This window comes from Pseudoalteromonas sp. T1lg10 (genome assembly GCF_002964545.1).
GTDB lineage: Bacteria > Pseudomonadota > Gammaproteobacteria > Enterobacterales > Alteromonadaceae > Pseudoalteromonas.
Genome location: NZ_PQBV01000025.1, coordinates 22,074 through 48,068, shown reverse-complemented (window position 1 = coordinate 48,068; position 25,995 = coordinate 22,074). Strand labels below are relative to the sequence as shown.

At 52.3% G+C, this 25,995-nt stretch carries 23 protein-coding genes; 15 read left to right on the top strand and 8 right to left on the bottom strand.

What is annotated here, in order from left to right; all coding sequences use genetic code 11:
- The first annotated feature begins 26 nt into the window (after positions 1–26).
- Entirely contained in the window at positions 27–1,082 is a 1,056-nt protein-coding gene (locus C2M17_RS08230; RefSeq protein ID WP_105200353.1) for a potassium channel family protein, read from the top strand.
- Between the two features lie 6 nt (positions 1,083–1,088).
- On the opposite strand, the gene C2M17_RS08225 is transcribed toward C2M17_RS08230, so the two are convergent.
- Positions 1,089–1,916, bottom strand: coding sequence for an alpha/beta hydrolase (locus tag C2M17_RS08225; RefSeq protein ID WP_105200387.1), 828 nt, complete (start codon positions 1,914–1,916; stop codon positions 1,089–1,091).
- Between the two features lie 153 nt (positions 1,917–2,069).
- Between C2M17_RS08225 and C2M17_RS08220 the strand changes: the two genes are divergently transcribed.
- Both C2M17_RS08220 and C2M17_RS08215 read left to right on the top strand, forming a co-directional pair.
- Positions 2,070–2,621: an RNA polymerase sigma factor gene (locus C2M17_RS08220; RefSeq protein WP_105200352.1), complete on the top strand. Its 552-nt coding sequence runs from the start codon at positions 2,070–2,072 to the stop codon at positions 2,619–2,621.
- The gene (locus C2M17_RS08215; protein WP_105200351.1) at positions 2,599–2,976 is read left to right on the top strand and encodes a DUF6768 family protein; all 378 of its coding nucleotides are present in this window, start codon (positions 2,599–2,601) and stop codon (positions 2,974–2,976) included. Before C2M17_RS08220 ends, C2M17_RS08215 begins: the two co-directional genes overlap by 23 nt.
- Positions 2,977–2,995: 19 nt before the next feature.
- Here C2M17_RS08215 and C2M17_RS08210 read toward each other — a convergent pair whose 3' ends face one another.
- Both C2M17_RS08210 and speE read right to left on the bottom strand, forming a co-directional pair.
- Entirely contained in the window at positions 2,996–5,029 is a 2,034-nt protein-coding gene (locus tag C2M17_RS08210) for a glycoside hydrolase family 97 protein (protein WP_105200386.1), read from the bottom strand.
- 143 nt (positions 5,030–5,172) lie between these two features.
- Positions 5,173–6,036 (bottom strand): polyamine aminopropyltransferase, encoded by an 864-nt coding sequence (gene speE, locus C2M17_RS08205; RefSeq protein ID WP_105200350.1) that lies wholly within the window; start codon positions 6,034–6,036, stop codon positions 5,173–5,175.
- A gap of 161 nt (positions 6,037–6,197) precedes the next feature.
- On the opposite strand from speE, the gene speA reads away from it, so the two are divergent.
- The 4 genes from speA (at position 6,198) to C2M17_RS08185 (ending at position 11,223) form a co-directional block, all read left to right on the top strand.
- A complete protein-coding gene (gene speA, locus C2M17_RS08200; protein WP_105200349.1) occupies positions 6,198–8,102 on the top strand; it encodes a biosynthetic arginine decarboxylase in 1,905 nt (634 codons plus the stop codon).
- Between the two features lie 100 nt (positions 8,103–8,202).
- Positions 8,203–9,096: an acyltransferase gene (locus tag C2M17_RS08195; RefSeq protein ID WP_105200348.1), complete on the top strand. Its 894-nt coding sequence runs from the start codon at positions 8,203–8,205 to the stop codon at positions 9,094–9,096.
- A gap of 2 nt (positions 9,097–9,098) precedes the next feature.
- Positions 9,099–10,022 (top strand): acyltransferase, encoded by a 924-nt coding sequence (locus C2M17_RS08190; RefSeq protein WP_105200347.1) that lies wholly within the window; start codon positions 9,099–9,101, stop codon positions 10,020–10,022.
- 7 nt (positions 10,023–10,029) lie between these two features.
- Positions 10,030–11,223 (top strand): mechanosensitive ion channel family protein, encoded by a 1,194-nt coding sequence (locus C2M17_RS08185; RefSeq protein ID WP_105200346.1) that lies wholly within the window; start codon positions 10,030–10,032, stop codon positions 11,221–11,223.
- Positions 11,224–11,302: 79 nt separating this feature from the next.
- On the opposite strand, the gene chrA is transcribed toward C2M17_RS08185, so the two are convergent.
- A complete protein-coding gene (gene chrA, locus C2M17_RS08180; protein WP_105200345.1) occupies positions 11,303–12,460 on the bottom strand; it encodes a chromate efflux transporter in 1,158 nt (385 codons plus the stop codon).
- Between the two features lie 106 nt (positions 12,461–12,566).
- On the opposite strand from chrA, the gene C2M17_RS08175 reads away from it, so the two are divergent.
- Positions 12,567–13,313 carry a substrate-binding periplasmic protein gene (locus C2M17_RS08175; protein WP_158677992.1) on the top strand — a complete coding sequence of 249 codons (747 nt, stop codon included), beginning with the start codon at positions 12,567–12,569 and terminating at the stop codon, positions 13,311–13,313.
- Positions 13,314–13,428: 115 nt separating this feature from the next.
- Complete coding sequence (locus tag C2M17_RS08170; protein WP_105200343.1) at positions 13,429–14,073, top strand: OmpA family protein; 645 nt, start codon at positions 13,429–13,431, stop codon at positions 14,071–14,073.
- Here C2M17_RS08170 and C2M17_RS08165 read toward each other — a convergent pair.
- The gene (locus tag C2M17_RS08165; protein WP_105200342.1) at positions 14,070–15,863 is read right to left on the bottom strand and encodes an ABC transporter transmembrane domain-containing protein; all 1,794 of its coding nucleotides are present in this window, start codon (positions 15,861–15,863) and stop codon (positions 14,070–14,072) included. The genes C2M17_RS08170 and C2M17_RS08165 overlap by 4 nt on opposite strands.
- Before the next feature lie 130 nt (positions 15,864–15,993).
- Between C2M17_RS08165 and C2M17_RS08160 the strand changes: the two genes are divergently transcribed.
- From C2M17_RS08160 to C2M17_RS08150, 3 genes are all read left to right on the top strand, one after another.
- Positions 15,994–17,676 (top strand): hypothetical protein, encoded by a 1,683-nt coding sequence (locus tag C2M17_RS08160; RefSeq protein ID WP_105200341.1) that lies wholly within the window; start codon positions 15,994–15,996, stop codon positions 17,674–17,676.
- A 79-nt stretch (positions 17,677–17,755) separates the two neighbouring features.
- The gene (locus C2M17_RS08155; RefSeq protein ID WP_105200340.1) at positions 17,756–18,160 is read left to right on the top strand and encodes a DUF3224 domain-containing protein; all 405 of its coding nucleotides are present in this window, start codon (positions 17,756–17,758) and stop codon (positions 18,158–18,160) included.
- Positions 18,150–18,779: a PH domain-containing protein gene (locus C2M17_RS08150; protein ID WP_105200339.1), complete on the top strand. Its 630-nt coding sequence runs from the start codon at positions 18,150–18,152 to the stop codon at positions 18,777–18,779. The genes C2M17_RS08155 and C2M17_RS08150 overlap by 11 nt, the downstream gene beginning before the upstream one ends.
- Here the strand turns inward: C2M17_RS08150 and C2M17_RS08145 are convergent.
- The 3 genes from C2M17_RS08145 to C2M17_RS08135 form a co-directional block, all read right to left on the bottom strand.
- On the bottom strand, positions 18,776–20,566 hold the full coding sequence (locus C2M17_RS08145; protein ID WP_105200338.1) for an alkaline phosphatase D family protein: 1,791 nt from the start codon (positions 20,564–20,566) through the stop codon (positions 18,776–18,778). The two genes, C2M17_RS08150 and C2M17_RS08145, sit on opposite strands and share 4 nt — an antisense overlap.
- A 75-nt stretch (positions 20,567–20,641) precedes the next feature.
- Positions 20,642–20,986, bottom strand: coding sequence for a rhodanese-like domain-containing protein (locus C2M17_RS08140; RefSeq protein ID WP_105200337.1), 345 nt, complete (start codon positions 20,984–20,986; stop codon positions 20,642–20,644).
- A gap of 1 nt (position 20,987) precedes the next feature.
- Positions 20,988–21,176, bottom strand: a complete 189-nt coding sequence (locus tag C2M17_RS08135) for a YgaP family membrane protein (RefSeq protein WP_105200336.1) — start codon at positions 21,174–21,176, stop codon at positions 20,988–20,990.
- Positions 21,177–21,326: 150 nt separating this feature from the next.
- On the opposite strand from C2M17_RS08135, the gene C2M17_RS08130 reads away from it, so the two are divergent.
- From C2M17_RS08130 to C2M17_RS08120, 3 genes are read left to right on the top strand one after another with little or no spacing between them, the layout of a single operon-like run.
- Positions 21,327–21,614, top strand: coding sequence for an ArsR/SmtB family transcription factor (locus tag C2M17_RS08130; protein ID WP_233997945.1), 288 nt, complete (start codon positions 21,327–21,329; stop codon positions 21,612–21,614).
- Between the two features lie 3 nt (positions 21,615–21,617).
- On the top strand, positions 21,618–24,887 hold the full coding sequence (locus C2M17_RS08125) for an efflux RND transporter permease subunit (RefSeq protein ID WP_105200334.1): 3,270 nt from the start codon (positions 21,618–21,620) through the stop codon (positions 24,885–24,887).
- Positions 24,877–25,932, top strand: coding sequence for an efflux RND transporter periplasmic adaptor subunit (locus C2M17_RS08120; protein ID WP_158683762.1), 1,056 nt, complete (start codon positions 24,877–24,879; stop codon positions 25,930–25,932). The genes C2M17_RS08125 and C2M17_RS08120 overlap by 11 nt, the downstream gene beginning before the upstream one ends.
- The last annotated feature ends 63 nt before the right edge of the window (positions 25,933–25,995 follow it).

The following is a 25,995-nucleotide window of genomic DNA, read 5'->3' as shown; positions in this document are numbered from 1 at the left end:
CCAAATAGTTAGGGGTAAGGCGAATTATGCCGATATTGATTAAGCGCCTTTTGCTCACCATTCGCAGCCATATCGACCAGCTCAGTTGGCAGGCGGTGGTACTCGCAATTTTAGCGCATATGGGGATAACTTGGCTGCTGCTGGCGGCCGCCGGTGAGCAGGCGCTGCTGGCGCCAAACACGTTTTTTTATTATTACGTGGTCACCACTTCAACCGTGGGGTATGGCGATTTAAGCCCAGGCTCAGATCTGGGGCGCCTGCTGGTGGCCCTGGTGCAAATTCCTTTCGGTTTGGCATTATTCGGTATGCTGCTGGGTAAGGCCGGACAAACCATTACACATATAATAAGGCGTGCTATGACAGGTGAAAAAGACGTAACGCATTTTGCTAACCACATCATTATTTTCGGTTGGCACCCAGTGCGCACTCGCAAAATGGTGCGCTACATTCTTGCCGATGACAAACGGGTGCGCAGAGACATAGTGCTGGCGGTGACCGATGATATTGAGCACCCTTTCTTTTCTGAGCCCAATGTCAGCTTTGTAAAACTGAGCAGCTATACCGATGAAGAGCAACTCAAGCGTGTTGGTATCAGTACCGCCGATCGCATCATAGTGGAAGGGGCGGACGATAACCAAAGCTTCACCACGGCGCTGAAAATCAGCAAGTTAGTGAAGGAAAGCGCCCATATCTGTGCTTATTTCGATGATGAAAGTAAGGCGCAAATGCTGAGCGAGCACTGTGCCAACGTTGAATGCAGCTCTAACCGTACCGCCGAGGTGCTGGTTCGCTCGATGGAAGACCCAGGTGCCAGTCGAGTGCAGCAGGAAATTATGTCGAGTCTCCATGGTGACACGCATTTCTCCATGGTGATCCCAAACGAAGTCAGTCGCTTCACCTATGCGGATATTTTTGAGCTCTTTAAGCGCCAGTATGACGCCACCATTTTAGGCATTGCCCATAATCGCAGCGCCCTGGATATGGATCTCAACCCACCGCTTGATTACGCCATTCAGGGCGGCGATATTATTCACTATATTGCCCCGGTACGCGTTCTTGCCGCCGAGGTAAAGTGGCCGTAATTGGTATTACTCACCTTCCCTGAGCAGCCAATCCAACCCTTGGATTGAGGTGCTTGGGAAAGCGGTGGCATGACGAGCCTCCTCCATGATCCTCAGTTTGATTTGGCTGTGACTCGCCGGCAGGCTGCGCAGCTTATCAAACAGGGCCTGTGCGCCGGCCACCATATCCTGCCCCTCGCCATACGCTGGGGTTTCTAAACTACCCACACCTATATAGACCTTGGGCGCTGCCTTACTGGGCTTTAGCTCTAAAGCCAGAATAGACTGGTTATCAAACCACACCGATGGGCTGCCCAGAATATAGTTGCTGAACATATCCGGTTCTTGCAGCAGTAAATAGGCGCCGAACAGTCCACCTAAAGAATTCCCCATATAGGTGCGCTGCGTTGCCAGAGCGCGGTAATTTTTTTGTATATGGGTAAATACCTGTTCGCGAATAAAGCGCGCATGTTTCGCTGCTTCGCCAGTGGCCAGCTTCCAGCTCGATTCTTTGGTTGGGGTGTAATCACGAACGCGGCTGCTCTGGCCCTTGTCGCCTTGAGCGTAACCAATGGCAACTAAAATGGCCTCGGGCATGGCCCCTGAATTCATCGGGAAGCGAGTGGCCCCAGAGACCAGTTGAAAACTGTAATGGCCGTCGGTGAGGTAAATAACCGGGTAGTGTCTACTTGGGTTTTTAGCATAGGAAGCTGGCAGCTTAATATACAGGGGGTAGGTATGCTGGCTATGGTGATCCGTTAATTCGATGACCTGGCTGCGGGGGATGGAATACGCGCCTTGTTGGCCATAGGTAAGTCCGCAAAAGAGTAATAACAGCAGTGAGAATAACCGCATAAACACACCTAAAATCAATTAATTTGCTTCAATTTTGCACCATACTAGCAGCTATCTAGCAGCTATACTTTGACGGCGACCATAAATTAATTACCTTGGTTGCCAACCTTTTTGCTTGCTACTGCGTCTTGTAATAAAGATTTGATTTTCACTATGACAGAAACCACCACGGCGTTATTGGTTCTGGCCGCACAAAAAGGGGACGCGAGCGCCTTCTCGGCCTTGTGTGAGGGCCACTATCAGGGCAGTTACCGCTTTGCCTTTAAGCTCTGCCAGTGTGAGCAGGATGCGGCGGATCTCACTCAGGAGGTATGGAGCAAGGTGGCCAAAGATATTCGCGTTTTGCTTGAGCCCAGTGCCTTTAAAGCCTGGTTGTTTCGCGCCGTATATCGGCGCTTTATCGACCTAACGCGACGTCGGCAAAAAGAACGGCTGGTGGCCGAGCCACCGCAGCAACAATGCGGGGATACGGCCAAGGTAGAGCGGCATTTAGACTTACTCGCCCTGATAGCCCAATTGCCAGACGTGGAGCGCCATAGTGTGTATTTGTTTTATTTAGAAGAGTTGCCCATAGCGGATATCGCCAAGGTACTCGATACGCCACCAGGCACAATTAAATCGCGCTTACACAGTGCTAGGCAGAAATTAAGCCAGTGGGCCCAAGATGAAAGAGGAAGCGAGCATGAATCTAGAGCAGCAAATTAAGTCGGAGCTGGCGCAGGAGCGCCAGCAATTAGACGGTATTTTAAGTCGGGATGAGGGCTTATTTGCCCGCTTGGGGCAAACCTATCAGGGCTCCATGCGCTTCTGGGTATGGTTTTCAACTCTGTTGGCCTTGATTGCCACGGCTGCCTTTATTTATTGCGGCTATCGCTTTTACATCGCCACTGAGGTCGGTGCCCAGATTTTTTGGGCGGTGTGGTTTATCGTCGGCCTTATGGTGCAGATTGCGGTGAAGCTATGGATCTTTATGGAAATGAACCGCAACTCCATTATTCGCGAGATTAAACGCACCGAGTATTTATTGCTTGAGCGCAGCCATAAAAAAGCCACCGAGTAGGTGGCTTTTTCGTTCGTTGTTAGTCCAGGGCCTTAAAGCGAATGGCGGTACCGCCGCTGGGCGCCAGCTTAAGCGTAAGCTGGTCCTTGCTGGTGACCACCTGCTTGCTGATGGTCATGCTGTAGGGGTTATTCACCCATTCGGCATCCTCGCCATCGGCATAAATCTGCGCCTCAAAGCGTTTACCCGGCTCTAAAAAGTCGAGCTTGATATCGACCTTGCGGGCTTCACCATCGGTAATGGCGCCCAGATACCAGTCGTTACCACTGTAGTGATCGCGCTTGCGTTCCTTACGGGCAAAAACCACATACTCACCCATTTCACCGGCAATGGCCTGGCTTAGCTCCCAATCGGTGGGCACATCCTGGATAAACTGGAAGGCATCCGGCTTGGCCAGGTAGTTACGGGGTAAATCCGCCGCCATTTGCACCGGGCTGTAGAGCACCACATAGAGCGCCAGCTGTTTCGCCAAGGTGGTTTGCGGGCGGTTGGTATCCGCGCCTAGGCCGTTAAAGCCCATATCGAATATCCCTGGAGTGAAGTCCATCGGCCCCGCCAGCATGCGGGTGTAGGCCAGCATGGGCGTATGTGCCGGTGGATTCGGCGGTGTGCCCCAGGCATTAAATTCCTGACCACGCGAGCCTTCACGGGTGATCCAGTTCGGGTAGGTGCGGCGCAGGCCGGTATCTTTGATCGGCTCATGGGTATTGATGCTAAGCTGATACTTGGCCGCCATTTCAAGATTGTAGAGGTATTCGTTAGCCATAAACTGGCCGTCGTGCCACTCGTAGCGGGCGATACCCTGCTCATCGATGCGCTTAATATTGCCGCCATCGGCAACATAGCCGGTTTTGATCTGGCTTACGCCATGTTGTTGGTAGAGCTTAAAGGCGTCTTCCATCTGGTTGCGATAGTTGCTGACATTGCCCGAGGTTTCATGGTGACCGATCAGTTTCGCACCCACCTTTTCACCGTGTTTGGCAATGGCGGCTAGGTCGAAATCATCATAGCTTTTGGTAAAGCTAAAGACATCGCCATTAAAGAACCAGTCGCCGTCCCAGCCTTGGTTCCAGCCTTCAACGAGCACGCCATCGAAGCCATATTTGGCGGCAAAGTCCAGGTATTCAATGGTGTTTTCTGTGGTGGCGCCGTGTTTTTCACCGCTGCCCCAGGTGTTTTCATTGATATGCATGCCCCACCAGATACCCACGTATTTACCCGGCTTAACCCAGGATACATCGCCGAGTTTATTCGGCTCATTGAGGTTGAGGATCAGGTGCGAGTTAAGTAAGCCTGTGGCCTTATCGGCGATTTGAATGGTACGCCAGGGGGTGGTGAAACCGTTTTCGGTTTTTACCGCAATGCCGTCGGACCAGGGCGTTAAATCGGCTTTAAAAATACCCGGGCGACGCTGGTTCAAAGTCATGCCGGCATAATCGACCAGCGCGGCTTCGTGAATACTGATATGGACGCCATTGCCCATTTTCAGGGTAAAGGGCGTATGAACATGGGCTGCCTCGCTGGCGTCGGTGCGCTTATAGACGTACTCGTAACGGTTCCAGCCACGGGCCGGGATCCACAGCGCTTCGTTGTTTTGTCCGGCCAGAGCAAACTCGGTGAGCTCATCGGTGATCTGGTAGTCGGGGCGCTCTTTGCCTTCTAATTCATAACGAAAGCCCAGACCGTCATTAAAGGCGCGCACCCGCACCCTGTAGTTGCGGCTGGCATCGCTTTCATCGCTGAAGGTAACCGCCAGTTCGTTGTGATTGTCACGGATAAGGCGCTGCTCACCCCAGGGCTGTTGCCAGCTTTGGTCGACGCTTTGAGTTTGCGTCTCGGTGATCACCAGGCCATCGCGTAGCGGTGCCGCGTCCTTAAAGTAAAAGCCGAGCTTGGATGAGTTAATCACCGGCTTACCGGCAAACGTCACCTGGTAACTTGGGGCGCCTTCATCACTTAAAGAAATTTGGATCTGGCCGTCGGGAGAGCTGACGCTCACGGTTTTTGCCAGCGCTAATGGCGATGCCAAAAGCAAAGGGATAAATACTCGCATTGACTTGTCCTGGTAATACATAACGCCTAAAGAGAAATCTTAGGGTAAGGTGAATCCAGGGTGATCACATAGAAACTGCATACGTATTCAAAGGCGAGGGGCTAGCTGCAGAGGTAAAAAAGGCGAGTTGAACTCGCCTTTTTTTATTTTGTTTCGCCTGCGAAGGCTCTTGCCATAAATGGCGGCTCGCTTAAGGCGCCCTGGTGGATACCCGGGGTGTAGTATTCGGTTTGTAGTGCTTGTGGATCACAGGCGCGGAAGCCGTCGAAACCCATGCCTTTACGAGCCAGAGTCACAGACCATAAACCCGACGGGTAAATAGGCTGTGGGAATGGCAAGGTTTGCAAGGCGCCAAAGCCCACTTCCTTCATCGCACCGCGCATTTCCAATAGTAATGGCATATGCATTAGCGGGCTTTCGCTTTGCTGTACCAGCACGCCGCCAGGGCGCAGGGCTTGCAAGCAGCTTTGGTAGAAGGCGTGGTTGAACAGGCCTTCACCCGGGCCAACCGGATCTGTGCCGTCAACAATCACTACGTCGATAGACTCAGGCGCGGCTTCGCGCATGTATTTGATGCCGTCATCAAATAACAAGGTTGCGCGTGGGTCCTGGTTTGAAGTGCACAGCTCAGGGAAATACTTCAGCGACATCTCGGTAACTACTTGATCTATATCGATTTGCGTGACCGACTCTACGCTGTCGTGCTTAAGCACTTCACGCAGGGTGCCGCAGTCGCCGCCGCCGATGATCACCACGTTTTTCGGATTCGGGTGGCTGAACAGCGCAGGGTGGGCGATCATTTCATGGTAAAAGAAATTCTCGCGGGTACTCACCATGGTGCAGCCGTCAATGATCATCAGGTTGCCAAAGTCGGTGGTTTCATACATGGCAACATGCTGAAAGGGAGACTGTTTTTCTTCAAGTAATTTGTTGATACGCAGTGAGAAAGCACTGCCATCACGGTCACTGATTTCGGTAAACCAGTGGTTTTTATCTAAACTTGTCATGTGTTACATAATCACCAATAAATGAGAAACGCAATTTTGCCAGTGTGCAGGGCAATGCTCAATCACATTTTAGCTGCATTTATGTGATTTTCTATTCGCTAGTGGCAATAAGAGGTATTAAACTAGCGGCAAATTCTTGGGTCAATATTGAGAGCAGAGTTATGGAAAAGGGTCCCCTGACAGGTCACCCAGCGGGTTACCAGGTCGCTCAATCCGTTTATAACGTTAGTCATTGGAGCGATGGCTACTTTGATATTAACGCTCAGGGTGAGCTGGTGGCTTATCCCGATGGCGATAAAAATAAACCCGGTTTGGCATTAAATGCCTTAGTCGAGCGTTTTAAAGAGCAAGGCCTGACCTTGCCGGTGTTGGTGCGTTTTACCGATATTTTGCAGCATCGTGCATCGCGTTTAATTTCTGCCTTCAGTCAGGCCAAAACCGCCAAGGGCTATCAGGGTGACTATACCTGCGTCTATCCGATCAAGGTAAACCAGCAGCGCTCTGTGGTATCCAAGTTATTGGCGCACAGCAGTGGTCAGGTCGGCTTAGAAGCCGGTTCTAAGCCTGAGCTGATGGCCATTCTCGGCTTGGCCGAAAAAGACATCACCATAGTCTGTAATGGTTACAAAGACAGCGAGTTTATGCGTCTGGCGCTGATCGGTCAGGCTACCGGCCACAAGGTCAATATTGTTATCGAAAAGCTTTCCGAGCTTGATGCGCTGATCCGCGAAATGGATGCCATGGCCCTTGAGGCGCCAATCGGTATTCGTATTCGTCTTAATTCCGTGGGTAAGGGCAAGTGGCAAAATACCGGTGGTGAGCGCGGCAAATTTGGTTTGACCGCCTCTCAGGTGCTGCAGGCCGTTGAGACCTTGAAGAAACACAATAAGCTGCATTTAATGGAGCTGGTGCATTTCCATATAGGTTCGCAAATCGCCAATATTCGCGATATCCAACGAGCGCTAACCGAATGTGCCCGCCACTATGCGCAGTTGTGCCAAATGGGCGTGCCGCTGAAAACCGTGGACGTGGGCGGCGGCCTGGGTGTTGACTACGAAGGTTCGGGCTCACGCAGCAGCTGCTCAATGAACTACACGGTTGAAGAGTATGCCAAAAACGTGGTGGCCGCCTTTGCTGAGGTGAGCGATGCCAACGATCTGGCTCATCCGGCCATTATTACCGAATCGGGCAGGGCGCTGACCGCACACCATGCGGTATTGATCACCGATGTGGTGGACGTAGAAAAAGCACCTAATAACGAGGTGGCGATAGCCGATGATGCAAACCTGCCTAAGGTGGTGCTGGAAATGCAGCAAACCTGCGCCGGTGTTAACGCCCGAATGGCCATTGAAAGCTATCACGATGCCATGCATCTGTTCAGCGAGGCTCATGCTCAATATGTGCATGGCATGCTGGGTATTGAGCAGTGGGCCCTGGTTGAGCAACTTTATTTCCGTACCCTGCACAAGGTGCGTGCTTGTTTGAGCGAGTCGGCTCGTGCCCATCGCGAAGTGATTGACGAGCTGAACGAAAAGCTGGCGGATAAGCTGTTTGTAAACTTCTCATTATTTCAGTCGCTACCGGATGTGTGGGGTATTGGTCAGTTATTCCCGGTATTGCCCATCGAACATCTAGATAAGCCGTTGGATCAGCGCGTGATCATTCAGGATATTACCTGTGATTCAGACGGACAAATTCGCGAGTATGTAGATGGTGCCGGTATCGAAGCCAGTCTGCCCATTCCACGCTATGAGTTTGGTCAGCAATATCATATTGCCATGTTTATGGTTGGTGCCTATCAGGAGATCCTCGGTGACCTGCATAACCTGTTTGGTGACACCGACTCTGTGCATGTGGAAATGCACGGTGAAGAGTACCGCCTGACCAATGAAATCAAGGGCGACAGTGTTCAGGACGTATTAAAATTTGTTCATTACGATAGTGAAGCCTTGGCGGCGCGTTATCAGCAAAGAGTCAGCGCAATGGCTATCGATGCGGCGCTGAAGCAGAGTTATCTGGATGAGCTAAATCACGGATTAAGCGGCTATACCTACTTTGAAGACTAGCCTGGGTTTGTTGCCAGTCGGCAACAGAACCCTTTTCCGTTAAAGACAAAAAAGCGCTATCATTAGCGCTTGTTTTTTATACCCAAATAGGAAAGTTGTTGTGCGTGCAGTGGTTGCTTTATTTCGGCAAATTGTGAGTATTGGCTTATATACCCTGAACACCTTATTTTGGTTTCTCCCCATAGTCCTGTGTGGTGTTTTTAAGCTTATCCCCATTAGGCCCTGGCAAAAAGCCATGAGCGCCTTAGCAAAAACCATGGCCAGTTGTTGGGTTGCGGGTAACTCCTTAAATCAAAAACTGATTACTCCTTATAAACTTAAAGTGATCGGGCTTGAGCAACTACGCAAAAAAGATTGGTACCTGCTGGTGGCTAATCACCAAAGTTGGGTCGATATTCTGGTGATGCAGCGCATCTTTCGCGGCCGCATCCCGTTTTTGAACTTCTTTTTGAAAAAAGAACTGTTGTATGTGCCGTTTTTAGGCCTGGCCTGGTGGGCGCTGGATTTTCCTTTTATGAAGCGAACCAGCAAGTCGCAGTTGAAGAAAAACCCTAAACTGCGCGGTAAAGACATAGAAACCACGCGCAAGGCCTGTGAAAAGTTTAAGGAAATGCCGGTGTCCATAGTCAACTTTGTTGAGGGTACCCGCTATACAGACGCCAAGCATCAGCGTCAAAACAGCCCCTTTAACCATTTACTTAAGCCTAAAGCCGGCGGGATCGCCTTTGTGTTGCAGGCCATGGGCGAGCAGATCAGTAAAATAGTGAATGTCACCATTCATTACCCGGGCGGTATTCCTACTTTTATGGACTTTGCTGGCGGTAGGGTGAAAGAGGTTGTGGTGCATGTGGAAGTGCGTCCACTGGACTCGCAGCTGATCGGCGACTATAGCAACGACAATGCATTTCGCGTAGAGTTTCAGCAGCATCTCAATGCTCTTTGGCAAGAAAAAGACTCGACCCTGAAGCAGCTAACGCAGCAGAATAGGAACTAATTATGCTGAAACGATTATTGCCCAAATGGCTGGTGGGAAGCCTGGCGACCTGCTTATTGCTGGTAAATACCCTGGTGTGGGGAGTGATCGTTTTTATCCTTGGGCTGGTAAAACTTATCCTGCCGTTTTATGCCACCACTGTGGTGTTGCATTGGGCCTACAGTGGCTGGCGCCTTGGCAATCGCTTGGCGTTACAGCTAGGTTGCGAGCGCTTTAATGTGCGCTTTGACGGTAAGGTCGACCCCAATGCCTGGTATCTGTTGATTGCCAATCACCTGAGCTGGCTTGATATCGTGGTGCTAAGCGCCGTTACCGAGCTGCCGGCGCCGAAGTTTTTCCTTAAGGATGAACTAAAATACGTGCCCTTTATCGGCAGCGGTGCCTGGGCCATGGGTATGCCCTTTATGAAGCGCGCCAGCAAGGAACAAATTGCCAAGAATCCAAAGTTAAAGGGCATGGATGTGGAGCGTACCAAACGCAGTTGCAATAACTTTAAGCAATACCCATCCTGCATAGTTAACTTTGTTGAGGGTTCGCGCTTTACTCCGGGTAAACAGCAGCGCCAACTCAGCCCGTTTGCCTATTTGCTCAAGCCCAAGGCTGGCGGCATCGCCTTTGCGTTACAGGTTTTAGGGGAAAGGTTTGACGGTTTGCTCGATGCCACACTATGCTATCAATCTCAGGGAACCCATATCTGTCGTGATTTTATGCTCGGACGCCTGACCCAGATAGACTTACTGGTCAATGTGCGTGACATAGCGCCGCAGCTGATCGGTGATTATCAGCAAGACAAGGCGTTTCGGGTCGAGTTCCAACAACAACTCAACGATATTTGGCAGGCCAAGGATGAGCTTATCGCCCAGCAACAAGCACCCACAGCCGCCCCCGACTGCGCCAAAGTAGTAGATAACACAGGAAAGGTGTAACTCAGCTATGACCCAAAGTCATTTACAAAAATTGCTTAAGCCCTTATTCGCCGACACCGAGCGTGCCGAGTTGCTAAGCACGATTTCAGCGACGGGTATTGGTCTGATGGCCATTATCCTGCTGTACTTCTTTTTAAGTAGTTTAATGTTACCGGCGCTGCAAAGCCTGATGATGCGCATAGCACCACAGCGTACCTCGGCCTTGAAGCCGCTGTTGATTAAATTGAACCGTCGTTTGGCCGGCTTTATTTGCTGTGTTGCCTTTCTGGCTTCCTTCCAAACCGTGGTGCAAATCCCCGAACTTTACCTGGATATTATCCATTCCTGCGTGAAGATTTTGCTTATCGTATACGGTGGTTTTATCGTCAGCAGCATGGTGAGCATAGGCGGTGCGCTTTATAACCAGTTTGAATTCTCCCGCGAGGTGCCGATTCAGGGGCTAATTCAGCTGGTTAAGCTGATCACCTTCATCATCTGTGCGATTTTAATTTTTGCCCTGCTGCTGGAAAGGTCACCTACCTATATTATCTCCGGCTTTGGTGCCATTGCCGCGGTGACCATGTTGGTGTTTAAAGACACTATTTTAGGTTTTGTGGCCAGCATACAAATAGCCGCCAACCGTCTGGTGACCTATGGTGACTGGATTCAGGTAGACAGCTATGGCGCCGATGGCGAGGTGATCGACCTGGGTTTGAATACCGTGAAGGTGCGCAACTGGGATAACACCATCACCACCTTGCCGACCTATACCCTGGTCTCCGGCTCGTTTAAAAACTGGCGCGGCATGCAGGAGTCCGGCGGCCGCCGTATTAAGCGCTCGCTCAATATAGATATGAACAGTATCCGTATCGCCGATGACGAGTTGCAGCAAAGCCTAGAGGAAACATTGCAGCTGTGCGAGTATATCAACACCACATCCTTGCCGGATAAGGTCACCAACCTGGGTCTGTTTCGTCGTTACGCCGAGGGCTATTTGAAACAGCACGACCGTATCAATAAGGACCTGACCCTGATGGTGCGTGAGTTACAGCCCTTGAACCATGGTCTGCCCATTGAATTCTATTGCTTTAGTGCCGACAAGCGCTGGATTTCCTACGAGCATATTCAGGCGGAAATTATGGATCATCTGCTGGCGATCCTGCCCATCTTTGAGCTTAGGCCTTATCAGAGCGTAAGCGGGCAAATGAATGGCTCTAGTTAGCCGAATAACCTTAAGCATTTAATCTAAAAAGCCCGGCAAGCCGGGCTTTTTAGTTGCGCATTTCAAAAACTCAGCCTCATCAGTGCGGCAATTGTTCTAACAGCAGTCCCAGCGCCGCAAAGACGGCAATCAGCATCAGCACAGGTGGCTTAAAGCGTTGCAACCACCACCATCCCAAGGCGACAAAAACAACGTACCACCACTGGGTTACACCAGCGGGAATTATGGGGTTATAGAGCGCCGCCAAAATAAAACCGACCACAGTAGCGTTGATGGCAGTGCTTACGCCGGCCAGCAGGGGGTTGCTCATCAGCGCTTGCCAATGACGGGCGCACCCCAGCACCAGTAAGAAGCCGGGTAGAAAAATGGCCAAAGTGGCAATTAAGGCGCCCAACAAGGGGGTTGAAGGCGCTAAGACAGCACCGAGATAAGTCGCAAAGGTAAACATGGGACCGGGAATGGCCTGCGCCGCCGCATAGCCAGTTAAAAAGCTGTCGGCATCCACATCGGTCAATATGGTATCGAGTAGGGGCAACACTACATGCCCACCGCCAAACACCAGAGAGCCCGCCTGATAAAACTGGGCGCTGAGCTGCCACAACTCACCCGTGGCGGCGAAACTCAGGATAAACAGCAGGGCAAAAAGCAGCAGCGGTAGCTTGCTAAGGCCTGTGCTTGCTTTGTCTGCGTCTTGCGTTGTGCCTTCATCCTTAAAGGGTTGCAGTTGCCAAGCCCCCCAGATCGCCGCCAGCACCAAGATCAATAACTGGGTATACAGGCTGGGGATTAATATCAGGGCACCCGCACTGAGTAACGCCAACGCCCGGGTATGCCAGGTGCGGCAGAAGCTTTTACTCATGCTAAACACTGCATCGGCGACAATCACCACGGCGAACAATTTAAGCCCGGTGATCAGCCCCGTAGTGGCCCAAGGCAGCTGTTGTGCTCCCAATGCCAGCAGCACCATGATCAGCATGGAGGGCAGGGTAAAACCGATAAAGGCGGCGATCCCCCCGGCTAAACCGGCGCGCTCTACACCAATGGCAAAACCTACCTGCGAGCTGCCCGGTCCGGGAAGCAATTGACTAAGGGAAATAAAATGCCCGTATTGCTGCTGAGTCAGCCACTTTTTATTTTCCACAAAGTGACGTTGAAAGTAACCCAGGTGTGCCGCCGGGCCACCAAAGCTAGTGCAACCAAGCAACAGGAACTGGTAGAAGATGGATAACAATTTCATAGTTTCATTATACTTAGAGCTTGTGTAGATTATGTGACACTATAGAGGTGTTCCATTTGGTTGCAACAACATTGAGGTTGTTATGAAGACGCGCACAGGGTGCTGGGTGCCACTAATATTATCGCTGTTCATTCCCATGGCCGCTGTGCAAGCCAGCACAATTACCGTCGCTATAGATCATGCGCCTCCTTATAGTTCTACCCATGGCGCTCAGGCTAAAGGCCTCTTGCTCGATATTCTTACGCCCATCGCCGATGAGCTTGGGCTTGAGCTTAAGGTGGTCCCTTGCCCCTTTTCGCGCTGCGTGCATATGCTGGAGCAGGGCGAGGTCGATATTATGGGCGGCCTTATTCGTACTAAGCAGCGCGAGCAGGGACTGACCTTTGTTCCTCCCGCTTATATGGCGCTGCACTCATCTTTTCGTTTTTATTCCTTGCGCGCCAACGGCATAGAAATCACCGATTACGAAGATCTTTACGGCAAGCGTATTGCAGTGATGCGCGGAGCGGCGCACTTTGCCCGTTTCGATAAAGACCGGGATATCATCAAGGTGCCGGTAACCTCGGAGCAGGTGGCGGTGCAAATGCTGCTAAAGGGCCGGGTGGATTTATTTATTGGGGTTGAAGATACCGCCGAGCATGCCATGAGCATCTTGCAGCAGCCCATGCACGAATTGGTTAAGCAGCCTTATCAGTATCGCGATTCGATCTTTGGCTATATGGCCTACAGTCGCGATTTTGCCAAGACGTCCCAGGCAAAACAAATCACTTCTTTATACCAGGACCTTGCCGAAGGAGGTCAGCTAACTGAGCTGGTGAAGCCTTATGCGCTGCCGCCGATCGCCAGGTATTGATAACAAGACCATTGAAATTAGTGCAATAAATCATTTTTACTGGCACCATTTTAACCGTAAGTTCATGCAAATCTGTTACCATCCCCCAATAGGACAAATAATAGGAAAATAAATCATGGCTAAACGACTAAACACTTTGACTCCTGTCGTGGCACTAACCTCAGTGGCATTGTTATTAACGGGCTGTCAGGCAACCAATACGCAAAAAGGCGCAGGTATCGGTGCCGGTGTCGGTGCGGTATTAGGTAAAGCCACAGGCGATCATGATGATAAGCGTATCTTCATCGGTGCCGCTATCGGTGCACTAGCCGGTGCCGCGGTAGGTAACTACATGGATAACCAAGAGCAGGCGTTTCGTGATGAGCTAGCCGGTTCTGGTGTTGAAGTTGTGCGTGAAGGCGACAACATTCGCCTGGTAATGCCGTCAAACATTACCTTTGCTACCGAGCAGTCGTACATCTCAAGCGGTTTTCATGACACTCTGAATGCCATCGCCAGCGTGATGAACAAGTACGAGAAAACCTACCTAAGTGTACAAGGTCATACCGACAGCACGGGTCGCAGCGAATACAACCAAAATCTGTCTGAGCAGCGTGCGCTAAGTGTGAAAAACTACTTGGTGAACAGCCAGATCCTGGCGGCGCGTATCAGTACTCAGGGTTACGGTGAAAGCCGTCCTATCGCCGACAACAGCACGGCAAATGGCCGCGCTCTAAACCGTCGCGTAGAAATTCAAATCGTACCTAACGTACAAAACTAAGCGGAGGCGCTGGGCTGATTAAACTGCAGCTCACAAAGCTTTCGATACAGCGGTGATTGTTGCATTAAGCTAGCATGATCGCCGCTGGCAACCACCTTCCCCTTATCCATTACCACAATTCGATCGGCGTGCATCACGGTACTTAAGCGATGGGCGATGATCAGGGTCGTACGCGACTTCATCAGTTCGGTTAATGCCGCCTGTACATGGTGCTCACTTTGCGCATCAAGGGCGCTGGTAGCCTCGTCAAGTAACAGAATTTTCGGATCTTTGAGTATGGCTCTGGCAATGGCAATACGTTGTTTTTGCCCGCCGGATAAACGCACTCCGCGCTCTCCTAAAAAGCTGTGGTAGCCATCGGGTAACTGCTCGATAAACTCATCGGCATAGGCCTGCCTGGCGGCGGCGCTCACCTCGTCCTGCGTAGCTCCTTCCTTGCCATAGGCAATATTGTGATAAACATCGGCGCTGAATAGTACGGGGTGCTGGGCTACCATGGCCATTTGTTCGCGAATATCATGCAAGCTAAGCTCGCGGATATCCGTGCCATGCAGGCGAATGCTGCCGGCACTGACATCGTAAAAGCGTTGCAGCAGTTCAAACAGGGTGCTTTTGCCGGCGCCGGAAGGGCCGACTATGGCTACAGTTTCGCCCTGGGTGATCTTTAAGTTAAAGACCGATAGGGCGCTTTGCTGTGGCCTGGAAGGATAATGAAAACTGACGTCTGTAAATTCGATAACATCAGCCTGAGCCTGGGTATTCAGGCTTTGTGCCTGTGTCGGGTCAAGAATTTCGCTTTGCACTTCCAGTAATTCAATCAGGCGTTTGGCCGCGCCGGCGGCTCTTTGCAGCTCACCATAAATTTCCGCCACCGTACCCACCGCCATGGCCACAACTATGGCGTAAAACACAAAGGCGGCCAGTTCGCCGCCGGACATCTTCCCGCTAAGCACATCGACACCGCCGCTGTAGAGCATAAAGCTGATGCCGGAAAAGCTGATAAAGATCACAAAGGCGATAAGAAAAGAGCGCTGCATAATGCGCTTTTTAGCTACCGCAAAAGCCTTATCAACCTCGCCGTCAAAGGCGGCCAGTTCACTGCCTTGGCGATTAAAACTGTGCACGGTTTTGATGTTTTGCATCACCTCGCCGGCATAAGTGCTGATATCGGCGATGGCATCCTGTGAGCTGCTGGCCAAAGTGCGCACCCGACGGCCAAAAAGCTTCATGGGCAGCAGCACCATGGGTACGCATAAGAGCACTATCAGGGTGAGTTTCACATTGGTGATAAAGAGCATAATGACGCCGCCGATCAGCATCAGGGTGCTGCGCAGCGCCATGGATAAGGACGAGCCGACTATGCTTTGCAGCAAGGTGGTGTCCGTGGTCAGGCGTGACATGATCTCGCCGCTGCGATTTTCTTCAAAATAACTGGGGTGCAGAGCGAGAATGCGGGCAAACACTGCCTTACGAATATCGCTGCTGACCCGTTCGCCAAGCCAGGACATCAGATAAAAGCGGCAAAAGATGCCTACCGCCATCAATGCAATCAAGCTGATCAATAAAAAGACCGAGCCGCGCAATTGCTCCATGGAGCCGGCGATAAAACCCTGGTCTATCACCTGCTTCAAGCCCTGACCCAGGGAAAGGTTAATGCCTGCGGTGAGTACCAAGGCAAATAGCGCAGCGGCCACCACCCACTTGTAGGGTAAAAGAAAGCGGAAAATCGGTCGTAAGTGACGCAGTGCACTTTTCTCATTAATGGATGTTTCGGTATTGGATGCAGCCATGGGGGTACCAGATTGAATTGTCCATTTGAGTGTAACAGAGCGGCGTAAGCAAATGTAATAACGCCTTTTATTTTTGCGACTAAGCTTTAATGGCTATCAATTTAAAATCAACTAATAAAAAGGAATGATAATGAAGCAGGTAAACACCCTATCTCGTGCCCTATGTGCGTTCGTCGGGGCCATGTCTCTGACCAGCACGGCGGCGCTGGCCGACTGGCGTAACGAGCCGATTTATAATCAGCAGTATCAATCCATCAACACCTGTCAGGGCCAGTATCCCAGCTATTGGCAGGACCCGAATTTTCAGCCAATGTGGGCGGGACAAACATTGACCAATGTGCCTAATCAGGCCTACGCTGGTCAGGTGTTTCAGTTATCCGATGCCTTCCCTGGCCAGCCAGTTGACGATAAACAGGCGCAGGCCTGGCGGGATAAACGCTTCGACGCCTTGTTTGCCGAGGGCACCAGCGCCAAAGACAAGTATAAGCTGGCGCTGGCCTACAGTGAGGCGGTGATGGATTATATTCTCGCCGGTAATGTGCAGCGCCAGGACAGGGAAGACTTCGATGTGTGCGAAAACCAGGTGCGCCCCTGGTTCCATATGCCGTTTCAAACCTATGATGCCATGTCGGGTCGGGAGTTTACCCATGGCTTAACCCGTGAAGCGCCGGTGACCTTCTCGGTGCAGGCGGGCACCGGCACCGATCAATCTACCATGTGGGCGGTGGCTATTTACAATGCGACCGCGGCTTATACGTTGGGGCAGGTGTGGCAAGACGGCGGTGCTAAGGTGCCAAGCGACAATATTCGCTTTGATGAGGGCGCGGTGATCGCCAAGCCCTTATTTAATACCTCAACCGTGGCACAGTTGCCGATATTGACCAATATGCCCAGCTGGGACGCCAATATTTCCGATCCGGCTTTTTGCGCCTGTAAGCCCAGCGATAGCAATCGTCACGAGTGCACCTTGCAGGAAGAAAGTCAGCAATGCCCGCGCAGCTATGCTCAATGGGGTGATGTAAAGCTGCTGCAATTCGATTTTGCCGTCAAAGACAGCCGTGCTCGCGATACGGGATGGGTCTATGGCACCTTCGTCGCCGATGGCCTGCGTAAAGCGAAAGAGAAAAACCCATGGCAGCGCATCAGCCTGCTCGGCATGATGTGGGGTAATGACACACCGCCCGCTGGTCACTATGCCATCAGTTACCCTCAGGCACCCCGAGAAAATGGCTTTAAAGAGGCGGTAATTATTTGGGACAGCGTTGATGAGCTGAACAAATACGCGGGCTCAGGACGCATGCGAGCGCCTGGACACCTGGGCTGCAATCAGCGCCTCAATGGTCCTGCCGATAACAGCAACAGCTCCTGTATGTCGTGCCATGGCAGCGCTTCGGTACCGGATAAAAACTTCGATACACCCCCTTTGTTGTCGCAGTTTTCCGGCGATCAAACCCATCAATGTGTGGCGCCGCTGATCAGCAGCACCAGTGCCGGAATCGACAGAGGCGGTGACAGCGCCCAAGTGAAGTATCAGGTGGCGTTTGACACAGTGGATGCGACTTATTTTACCAATGTGGGTGCTGGAGAGTCGTTTAACATGATGGTGGTCAATGAACAGGGCCAGAAGGTTAACTTGATGCATGACAGCAATGCGCCCAATTATGCCGATGATGATACCAAGCAGTGGCGTTCGCTCGACTATTCCTTGCAGATGTCCATCGCCCTCAAGCAGTGGTTGCAATGGCAGGCCAACGCTCAGCTTGACGCTAAGCAGCGTGTCCATTTTAAAGAGCTGCGACGAAACGTCGAATAACTATTGATAAAGCCCGCATTGAACTGCGGGCTTTTTTTATATACTAATAAACATAAAACAATCATTAACAGGTTTACTTATGAACGCGATCGGCACCTTTACCGTGACACTAAACCCCCAGGATGCCTATGCCACCGGCGTCGACGGCATTAACCTTGGGCGCATGTCGATAGACAAAACCTTTAGCGGCGATCTGCATGGCATTAGCCAGGGAGAGATGTTGAGCGCCATGACTGTGGTACAAGGCTCCGCCGGTTATGTTGCCATCGAGCAGGTTACCGGTACCCTGGATGGCAGAAAAGGCAGCTTTGTGCTGCAGCACTTCGGTACCATGAATCAGGGCCAGGACCGACTCGTCCTCGAAGTGGTGCCTGACTCCGCCAGTGGCGAATTGCGTGGTCTATCTGGGCTGATGCGTATTCGTATCGATAAGGGTGTGCACCATTATGAATTCGATTATCGCTTGGAGTTTGATGATGAGTAGCGAAACGATTTTAAACACCGCCCAGTTTGACCCCAAGGTTAAGCAATACTGGCTGACCATTTGGTTGCTAGTGGCCAGTATCACCTTGTTTGGCATCGCCTTACTGCCCATTGTCGCTGTCTTGGTATGGTGGCTTGGTGGGCGCATTTTGGCGGCCATGTCGGCGACCTTAAGTGAAAAGAAGCTGGTGGTGAAGCGTGGTATCTGGGTGCGTGAGGAGAAATCCATTCCGCTTGATAAAATTACCGATGTGGCCATGACTCAGGGCCCGCTGATGCGAGTATTCGGCTTGCATAGGTTAAGTTTTGAAACCGCCGGACAGTCCGGGCCGGGAGCCTTGGTGTCCTTGCTTGGGGTGGTGGATGCGCATCATTTTCGCGAAGCGATTTTAACGCAAAAGGAACGAGCCGCAACACAGCAGGGTGAGCACCATCATGGACAAAGCGCCGCGCAAGGCGGCACTAATCAAGATAACCAGGCGCTTATGCAACGCCTGGTCGATGCGGTGGAGCGCATAGACGCGCGTTTGGCGCGCCTTGAGCAAGAGCCGAAGGCCACGCCTACGGCATCGTCCGAGACTTCGTCAGGGACTCCGTCAGAGACTTCGTCAGAGACTTAACTCAGTGGTAGCAGCTGAGGGTTGCCGGCCAGCATCTGTAGTTGTTGGCCACGCTCGGCGCTGACCTGGTAGGCGCGTGCCTTGATGGTATCAACATAATGCCATTGTGCCTGCGCCGCAGCGGCGCTGAAGGTCACGGTCAAAAAGCCGCGGTTTACCAGGTTGTTATAACTCAGATCATCGATCAGCAGGGCAATCACCTGTTCCATTTGCGCTATGGCTTGTGGGTCTTGCGTGTTGAGTGACAAATACTCTTCAATACCCGGTGATGAAACCGATGCGGTAGCAAATTCGACCCCGGCGGCCTGATCACCGGCGATGGGGTTGGCAGCGTCGGTACGCAGTTGTCCCGCCCAGCCATTGTGGGTATCACCGGCCAGCACCACCAGATTCTTCTGCGTCGCCAGGGCTGTGCCTAAAATTACTTCCCTTTCATAGGCATAGCCATCCCAGGCATCCAGATTATAAGGCAATACAGTTTCTACACGAGCGCGCTCAGCCTCGGTGACGCTGGGGTCGCCGGCTAAAATGCGGCCCTTAATTTGTGCCAGCTCGGCAAATAAAATGTTGGCCTGTGCCAATAGCGGCGCGGTGTCGCCACCTTGAGCCAGGGTGCCTTGCACCGCGGCCAATAACATCATCACCTCGGCGGGCAGGTGCATCTTGGTCATCAATACCTGTTGACCTAATACCTGCCATTGCTGGCTTGAAGTGCTGATACCGTCGGTAAGCCAGGTAAGCTGCTCGCCACCAAGTAAGGTCCTGCTTGGAGCACCAATGGCGCTGGCAAAGTCGTACTGGCCTGCGGCCGTGGTGAGGTCAAAGTCGCCGTAACTGAGTTGTTCATCACGTGCCAAGACGCGGGTATCGAGCATGTACAAAGAAACCAGGTTGCCAAAATCGAAGCGACGATAGATTTTTTCTTTGTCGGCGACGTTGCGGATTGGCATCCATTCAAAATAGGCGCGCAGCGCCTGCATTTTTCGCTCTTCGAACGGGCCTTCCGAATCATCATGGTTTTCAGCACCACTGTGCCAGGTATCATTACTGATTTCGTGGTCATCCCAGACGGTGATAAAGGCGCAATGGCTGTGCGCCGCCTGCAGATCCGCATCCTGACGATACAGGGCGTAACGTTTACGGTAGTCGTTCAGGGTAATAATTTCTTCGTTATTGTCGCTGGCTAGCTCGCGGCCAAGGGCTGCGGCGTCTTCACTGGCATAGCCGCCGGCACCATATTCATAGATGTAATCACCCAGATGCAGGATGGCATCTAGGTTTTCCTGCTTGGCGACTTCGCCATACACATGGAAATAACCGGCCGGGTAGTTAGCGCAAGAAAGTACCGCCAGTTTAACCTGATCTATGTCGCCGACGGGCAGGGTTTTACCCTTACCTGTGGCCGAGGTGATACCGTAGGAAATAAAGCGATAATAGTAGGTGGTGTTGGCATCCAGCCCTTGTAAATCGACCTTCAGGGTAAAGTCGGTGTCCGCACTCACCTCGGTTTGGCCATCATGAACCAGGGATTCAAAGTTGGCGTCGGTGGCCGCTTGCCACTGTACCTTTACGCGAGTAACGCTTGGGTCTTTGGGCGTCACGCGAGTCCAGATTATCAGGCTATCGTTAAGGGGATCGCCGCTGGCTACGCCATGGTCGAAGCTAACATTAATCTGTTCTTCGTCGCTGTCATTGTCGAGTACACAGCCGCTTAGGCCAAGAGATAAAACGGCAGCGCCAAATCCCGCTGCCGAAGCTTTTAAAAAACGTCTACGAGTAAACTGCATTGGTTTGTACCTGTTATTTTTTTATGATGCAGAGCTTATCCGACCAGTGTTACTGTTCGGTGACAAGCATGTCAACTAGAAGACGCTACATACCTCCTCGGCCTTACAGCTGATCACGGTGACATTTTCATAACCGACCCGGGTGAGTTGCTCGGCGGCTAAGGTGGCGCGGGCGCTGCTGGCACAGTGCAAATAGATAGGACGGCTGGCGTCTTTTTCTATTTCCATCAGCTTCATTTCCAGCACACCGCGAGGAATATTAATGGCACCAGTAGCCGCCTTGGTAGCGTGCTCGGCAGGCTCACGCACGTCAATTAACAGGCCGTGGTTCTCGGCCAGCTCCGCCTTGGCTTGTTGCGCATCAACGCGGCGCTGCTTGGGAACTATGGTTTTTAGTAAGTCTGGGATTGGGGTGAGCATATTATTCCTCCATGCCTAATTTGCGTAGTAAGGCCATCATTGGACACCAGCCGGAAAACGCCGATTGGATCAGGTTAACGGCGATAAACGCGGTAAACCACAGCCACATTGGGCTGACCAGATAAGTTAACAATAGCGACAATAAAATCATGATGCCAGCGATCAATCTGAGTGCGGCGGGTATTTTCATGGTAAGCCCCTTGTTGGTAATTTGTTCAATTTAATTATATTAGCAAAATCTAATTTAGCAATAGTTAATATTAGACTTTGCTAATGTTAGCTTCTATACTGATTTGCATACTTCAATTCTCTAGCTTAACCGGGGGAACTCGTGGACCTGATGAAAATGGCAGACAATGCCGAGCAGGCTCAAGCCTTACTAAAACTGCTGGCCAATAAAAATCGGCTGATGATTCTTTGCTGCCTGCAACAAGGTGAGCTCAGTGTTTCTCAGCTTAATGAAAGTGTGCCCTTAAGCCAGTCCGCCTTGTCTCAGCACTTGGCGGTACTGAGGCAGGAAAACATAGTGAGTACCCGCCGTGAGAGTCAGACCATTTATTATAGCTTGTGCAACGACCAGGTACGGGCCGTACTCAACACCCTGTACACGCTGTTTTGTGAGGAGTAGGCCGTGACTTGGTTAGATAGAGGAGTGAGGGCCAGCCTGGGTGGGCCAATGCCCTTGTTTATCTTTATTATCGCCTTGGTGGCCGGCGCCTTTGCACTGCAGCAAACGCCCCGCGAAGAAGAGCCGCAAATTGTTGTGCCCATGTTCGATATCCTGGTTGATGTCAGTGATATAGAAGCCCCAGAGGTCGAACGCCTGGTGACAGTGGAGCTGGAAAAGCTGCTGGCGCAGATAAAGGGCGTTGAGCATATTTACTCGGCCACCCAAAATGGCCGCCTGGTCAGTACCTTACGGTTTGAGGTCGGTCATTCCCGCGAGCAGGCGCTGATTGATACCTATGCCAAGCTTTATGCCTATCAGGACACCATGCCGGCGGTGGTACGCCAGTGGCAAATTAAACCCATAGAAGTGGATGATGTGGCCATCGTCATGCTGGGTTTATACAGCTCGGCGCCGCAGTTATACGACGATTATCAACTGACACGCATGGCGCAGGAGCTGGCAACCCGATTGCAACGGCTCGAAGACACCAGTGAGGTTAAGGTGATCACCGGGCGTACCCGCAGCGCCAATATCTATCTCGACAGCGCCGCCCTTAATGCCCATAAAACGACGATTTCGGATGTGCTTTATGCCCTAAGCGTGGCTAACCAGTTGCGGGATGTGGGTAAGGTCAAAGATGCTCAGGGACACTGGCGCCTGCAAGTACAAGGCGGCGATGCCTTGCGCTCATTGGAGCAGCTTGAGTCCCTGGTGGTCAATGTGGTGAATGGTCAGGCGGTGCGCCTCGACAGCGTTGCCAGCATAATCGATGGCCCCGGTGAGGCGCAGCATTATCAATGGTTGCAAACCCAGGATGGTCAGCCCCAACTGCCCATGGTTACCCTGAGTGTGGCGAAACAGGCCGGTGCCAATGCCGTGGCGGTGGCTCGCGATGTTCATGCGCAAATGCAACAGCTGCAAGATGAGTTGTTACCGCCCGAGGTTAAGGTGGTGACGCTGCGCGATTATGGTCAAACCGCCAATGAAAAGGTCAATAACCTGGGGGCCAGCCTGGTATTTGCCATAGTCACGGTCGTGCTCTTTATTGGTGTGTTCCTGGGCTGGCGCCCGGCCATAGTGATCGCCTTGGCCCTGCCCATTTGTTATGGCCTGACCCTGAGTTTTGACTGGGCCTTTGGCTACACCATTAACCGAGTGACCCTGTTTGCCTTGATCTTGGCCCTGGGCTTGTTGGTGGATGATCCGATCACCGGTATCGATAACATCAGCCGCTTCTTTAGCCATCAAGGCAGTGTGCAGGATCGCATAGTGGGGGCCATGGCGGAGATTCGCACGCCCTTGTTGATGTCGACCCTGACCATTATGGTGGCCTTTTTCCCATTGGCCTTTATAACCGGGATGATGGGGCCCTATATGGCACCCATGGCCTTTAACGTGCCGATCAGTGTGGCGCTTTCTACATTAGTCGCGTTTTTTGTAACCCCTTGGCTGGCGATGAAAATTCTTAAGCCCAAGGGCGATGAGGTGGCCGAACAAGCCCAGGCCGCCAATCTCTATACCCGGATGCTGGACTACTTTTTACTGCGCCGCAGTCGTGCCAAGCTGATGCTGCTGGTGGTGTTGGTCTTGTTTGTATTCAGTGCCTGTTTACCCTTGTTGCGCGCGGTGCCGCTTAAGTTATTGCCCTACGATAACAAGAGTGAAGTACAGGTCTTGGTGGATATGCCCGAAGGCACTTCGTTGGAGGATACCTCGGCGCTGCTGAGCAAGGTGCAGGCGCTAAGCTGGCAGTTGAACGAGGTGCAAACCATAGCCGCTTATGCCGGTCAGCCATCAAGTATGGACTTTAATGGCATGGTGCGGGGTTATTATCGCCGCTATGGCGATCATTTGGGTGAGTTACGCATCCTGTTACGCGATAAAACCGAGCGTCAGCATCAGTCCCATGCCGTGGTATTGCGTTTGCGCCAACAGTTGGCGCCACTGGCCAATAAGGGTATCAGCATCAAGGTGATCGAAGTGCCGCCCGGGCCGCCGGTACTTAGTACCCTGGTTGCCGAAGTCTATGCCGAGCCCTTTGTGAGTGAGCAACAACATCGTCTTGGTGCCGAGTTAATTGCCCAGCGTTTGCGCCAGGAGCCCCATGTGGTGGAGGTAGATAGCACCTTGGAGCGTCAGCAGCAGCAACTGCGTTTTGTCACCAATAAAACCAAGGCGGCGCTGTCTGCCTTGAGTACCTCAGATGTGGTCGATGCCATAGCTGTGGCGGTGCAGGGCAGAGAAGTGGGCGCCTTGTATGTGACCGAAGAGGCAAAAATGCTGCCCATTCGCGTCTCGCTTCCCTATGCCCAGCGCGACCAGGCCCACTTATTGGCCTTGCAGGTGAAGGGGCAAAGACAAATTAGCCAGACCAGTAACGATCTCGGTCTGGTGAGCGCGCCGCAACCCCTGGTGCCTTTGTCCGAGGTGGGTGAGTTTCATCTTGAGCCACGACCGCAGGCCATTATGCGTAAGGATCTTAAACGGGTGATTTATGTCACCGCCGAGCTTAACGGTCGCACTCCGGCGGAAGTGATCGCCGATATCAGTGCCGACCGTGGCCCAGAGGAAGTGGAGCCGGTATCTTGGCAGCAACGTAGTTTCTTTAACCCAGGCGGCAGTGCAGCCTGGCAGTTGCCCCCGGGCGTTGATGTGTCATTCAGTGGCGAGGGGGAGTGGCGCATTACCATAGATGTCTTTCGCGATATGGGCATTGCCTTTGCCTTTGCCCTGGCCGCCATCCTGGTGCTGCTGCGTGTGCAAACCCGCTCCATGAGCTTATCCCTGATCATTATGTCGGCCATTCCCTTGACGGTGATCGGCATTATGCCCGGCTTTTGGCTGCTGAATCAGTTTGGCGAGCGCCAGGTTGCCGGTGCGCCAGAGCCGGTGTTATTCACTGCTACGGCCATGATAGGCATGATAGCCCTGGCCGGCATTGTGGTGCGTAACTCACTCATTTTGGTTGAGTTTATTAATCAGGCTCGGGCTCAGGGCATGGCCATTAAGGAGGCCTTGGTGGCCGCCGGACGAGTGCGTATGCGCCCGGTGTTATTGACCGCGGGCACCACCTTGTTGGGCAACATAGTGATTGTTTTTGACCCCGTGTTTAGCGGCCTCGCTATCGCCATTATTTTCGGCATTATTGCTTCTACTTTATTCACCCTGCTGGTGGTGCCGCTAGTGTACTACCTGGTTTTTGCTGATGAGGAACACACGCATGCAACCTAAGTTAGTGATTGTCCTTGTAGTCGGCTTCTTAGTCGCTGCGATAATTTGGTTTTCCGGGGTGCTGGATCAACATCTGGCGCCGGGGACAAAACAGGCGCCTGCGCCCTACAGCGGGCAAACCCAGCGCGTTGGCAGCGAGCCGGTAGTTGCTTATGAGGCCGTACCCGGTCAGGTGATTGCCCAGCAAAATACCAAGGTAGCGGCACGGGTGATGGCGCAAATTGAGCAAATTACCGTGCGTGCCGGCGATATGGTGGAGCAGGGCCAGGTGCTGATCCGTCTCGATGAGCAGGAGCTAACCACTCAATTGCAACAGGCCAAGGCCCAGGTGCAGGCGCTGCAGGCTTCATTCACCCAGGCGCAGAAGCAATTACAGCGCGCAAAGGAGCTTTTTGCCCAGGGACTTATTGCGCAAAGCGATATAGATGCGGCCACCGCCAATCATGATAATTTATCCGCCAGCTTGCAACAGGCGGGGCAGCGTCAGCAACAGGCACAAATTGCCTTGGGTTATGCCACCATTACCGCGCCTATTTCCGGGCGTGTGGTAGAGCGCTTTGCCGAGCCGGGCGACACAGCAACGCCGGGTCGCGACTTATTGGCCATATACAACCCGCAGCAGTTACAGCTGGAATTTGCGGTGCGTGAGCGCCAGGCGGTCAATCTGCGCTTGGGTGATATGCGCCAGGTGGAGGTCCCGGCCTTGGGTGTCAGCGAGGCCACCGAATTAGTAGAAATCGTACCCGCCGCCGACAGTGCTTCACGCTCGCTACTGGTGCGCATGGCAGCCCCTAAAAACGCGCAGTTGCTGCCCGGTCTTTACGCCCAGTTACAGCTGCCCTTGCCTCAGCATGAGGCGGTGATGATCTCGCCGCAGTATGTGCACAGCTATGGCCAGCTCGATATGGTCTTAGTGGTGGAGAATAAGCAGTTGGTGCGTCGCTATGTGCGCCTTGGACGAGTGATAGGCGATCAGGTTGAAGTACTGAGCGGCCTGCGCCCTGGCGATGAAATCGCTATCGATGCCAAACCACCAAGGCTATAGCCTGCCTTATAGATATGCCCAAGATCACCGCTGTCGGTGCTCTTGGGTATCTTCATTCATAAA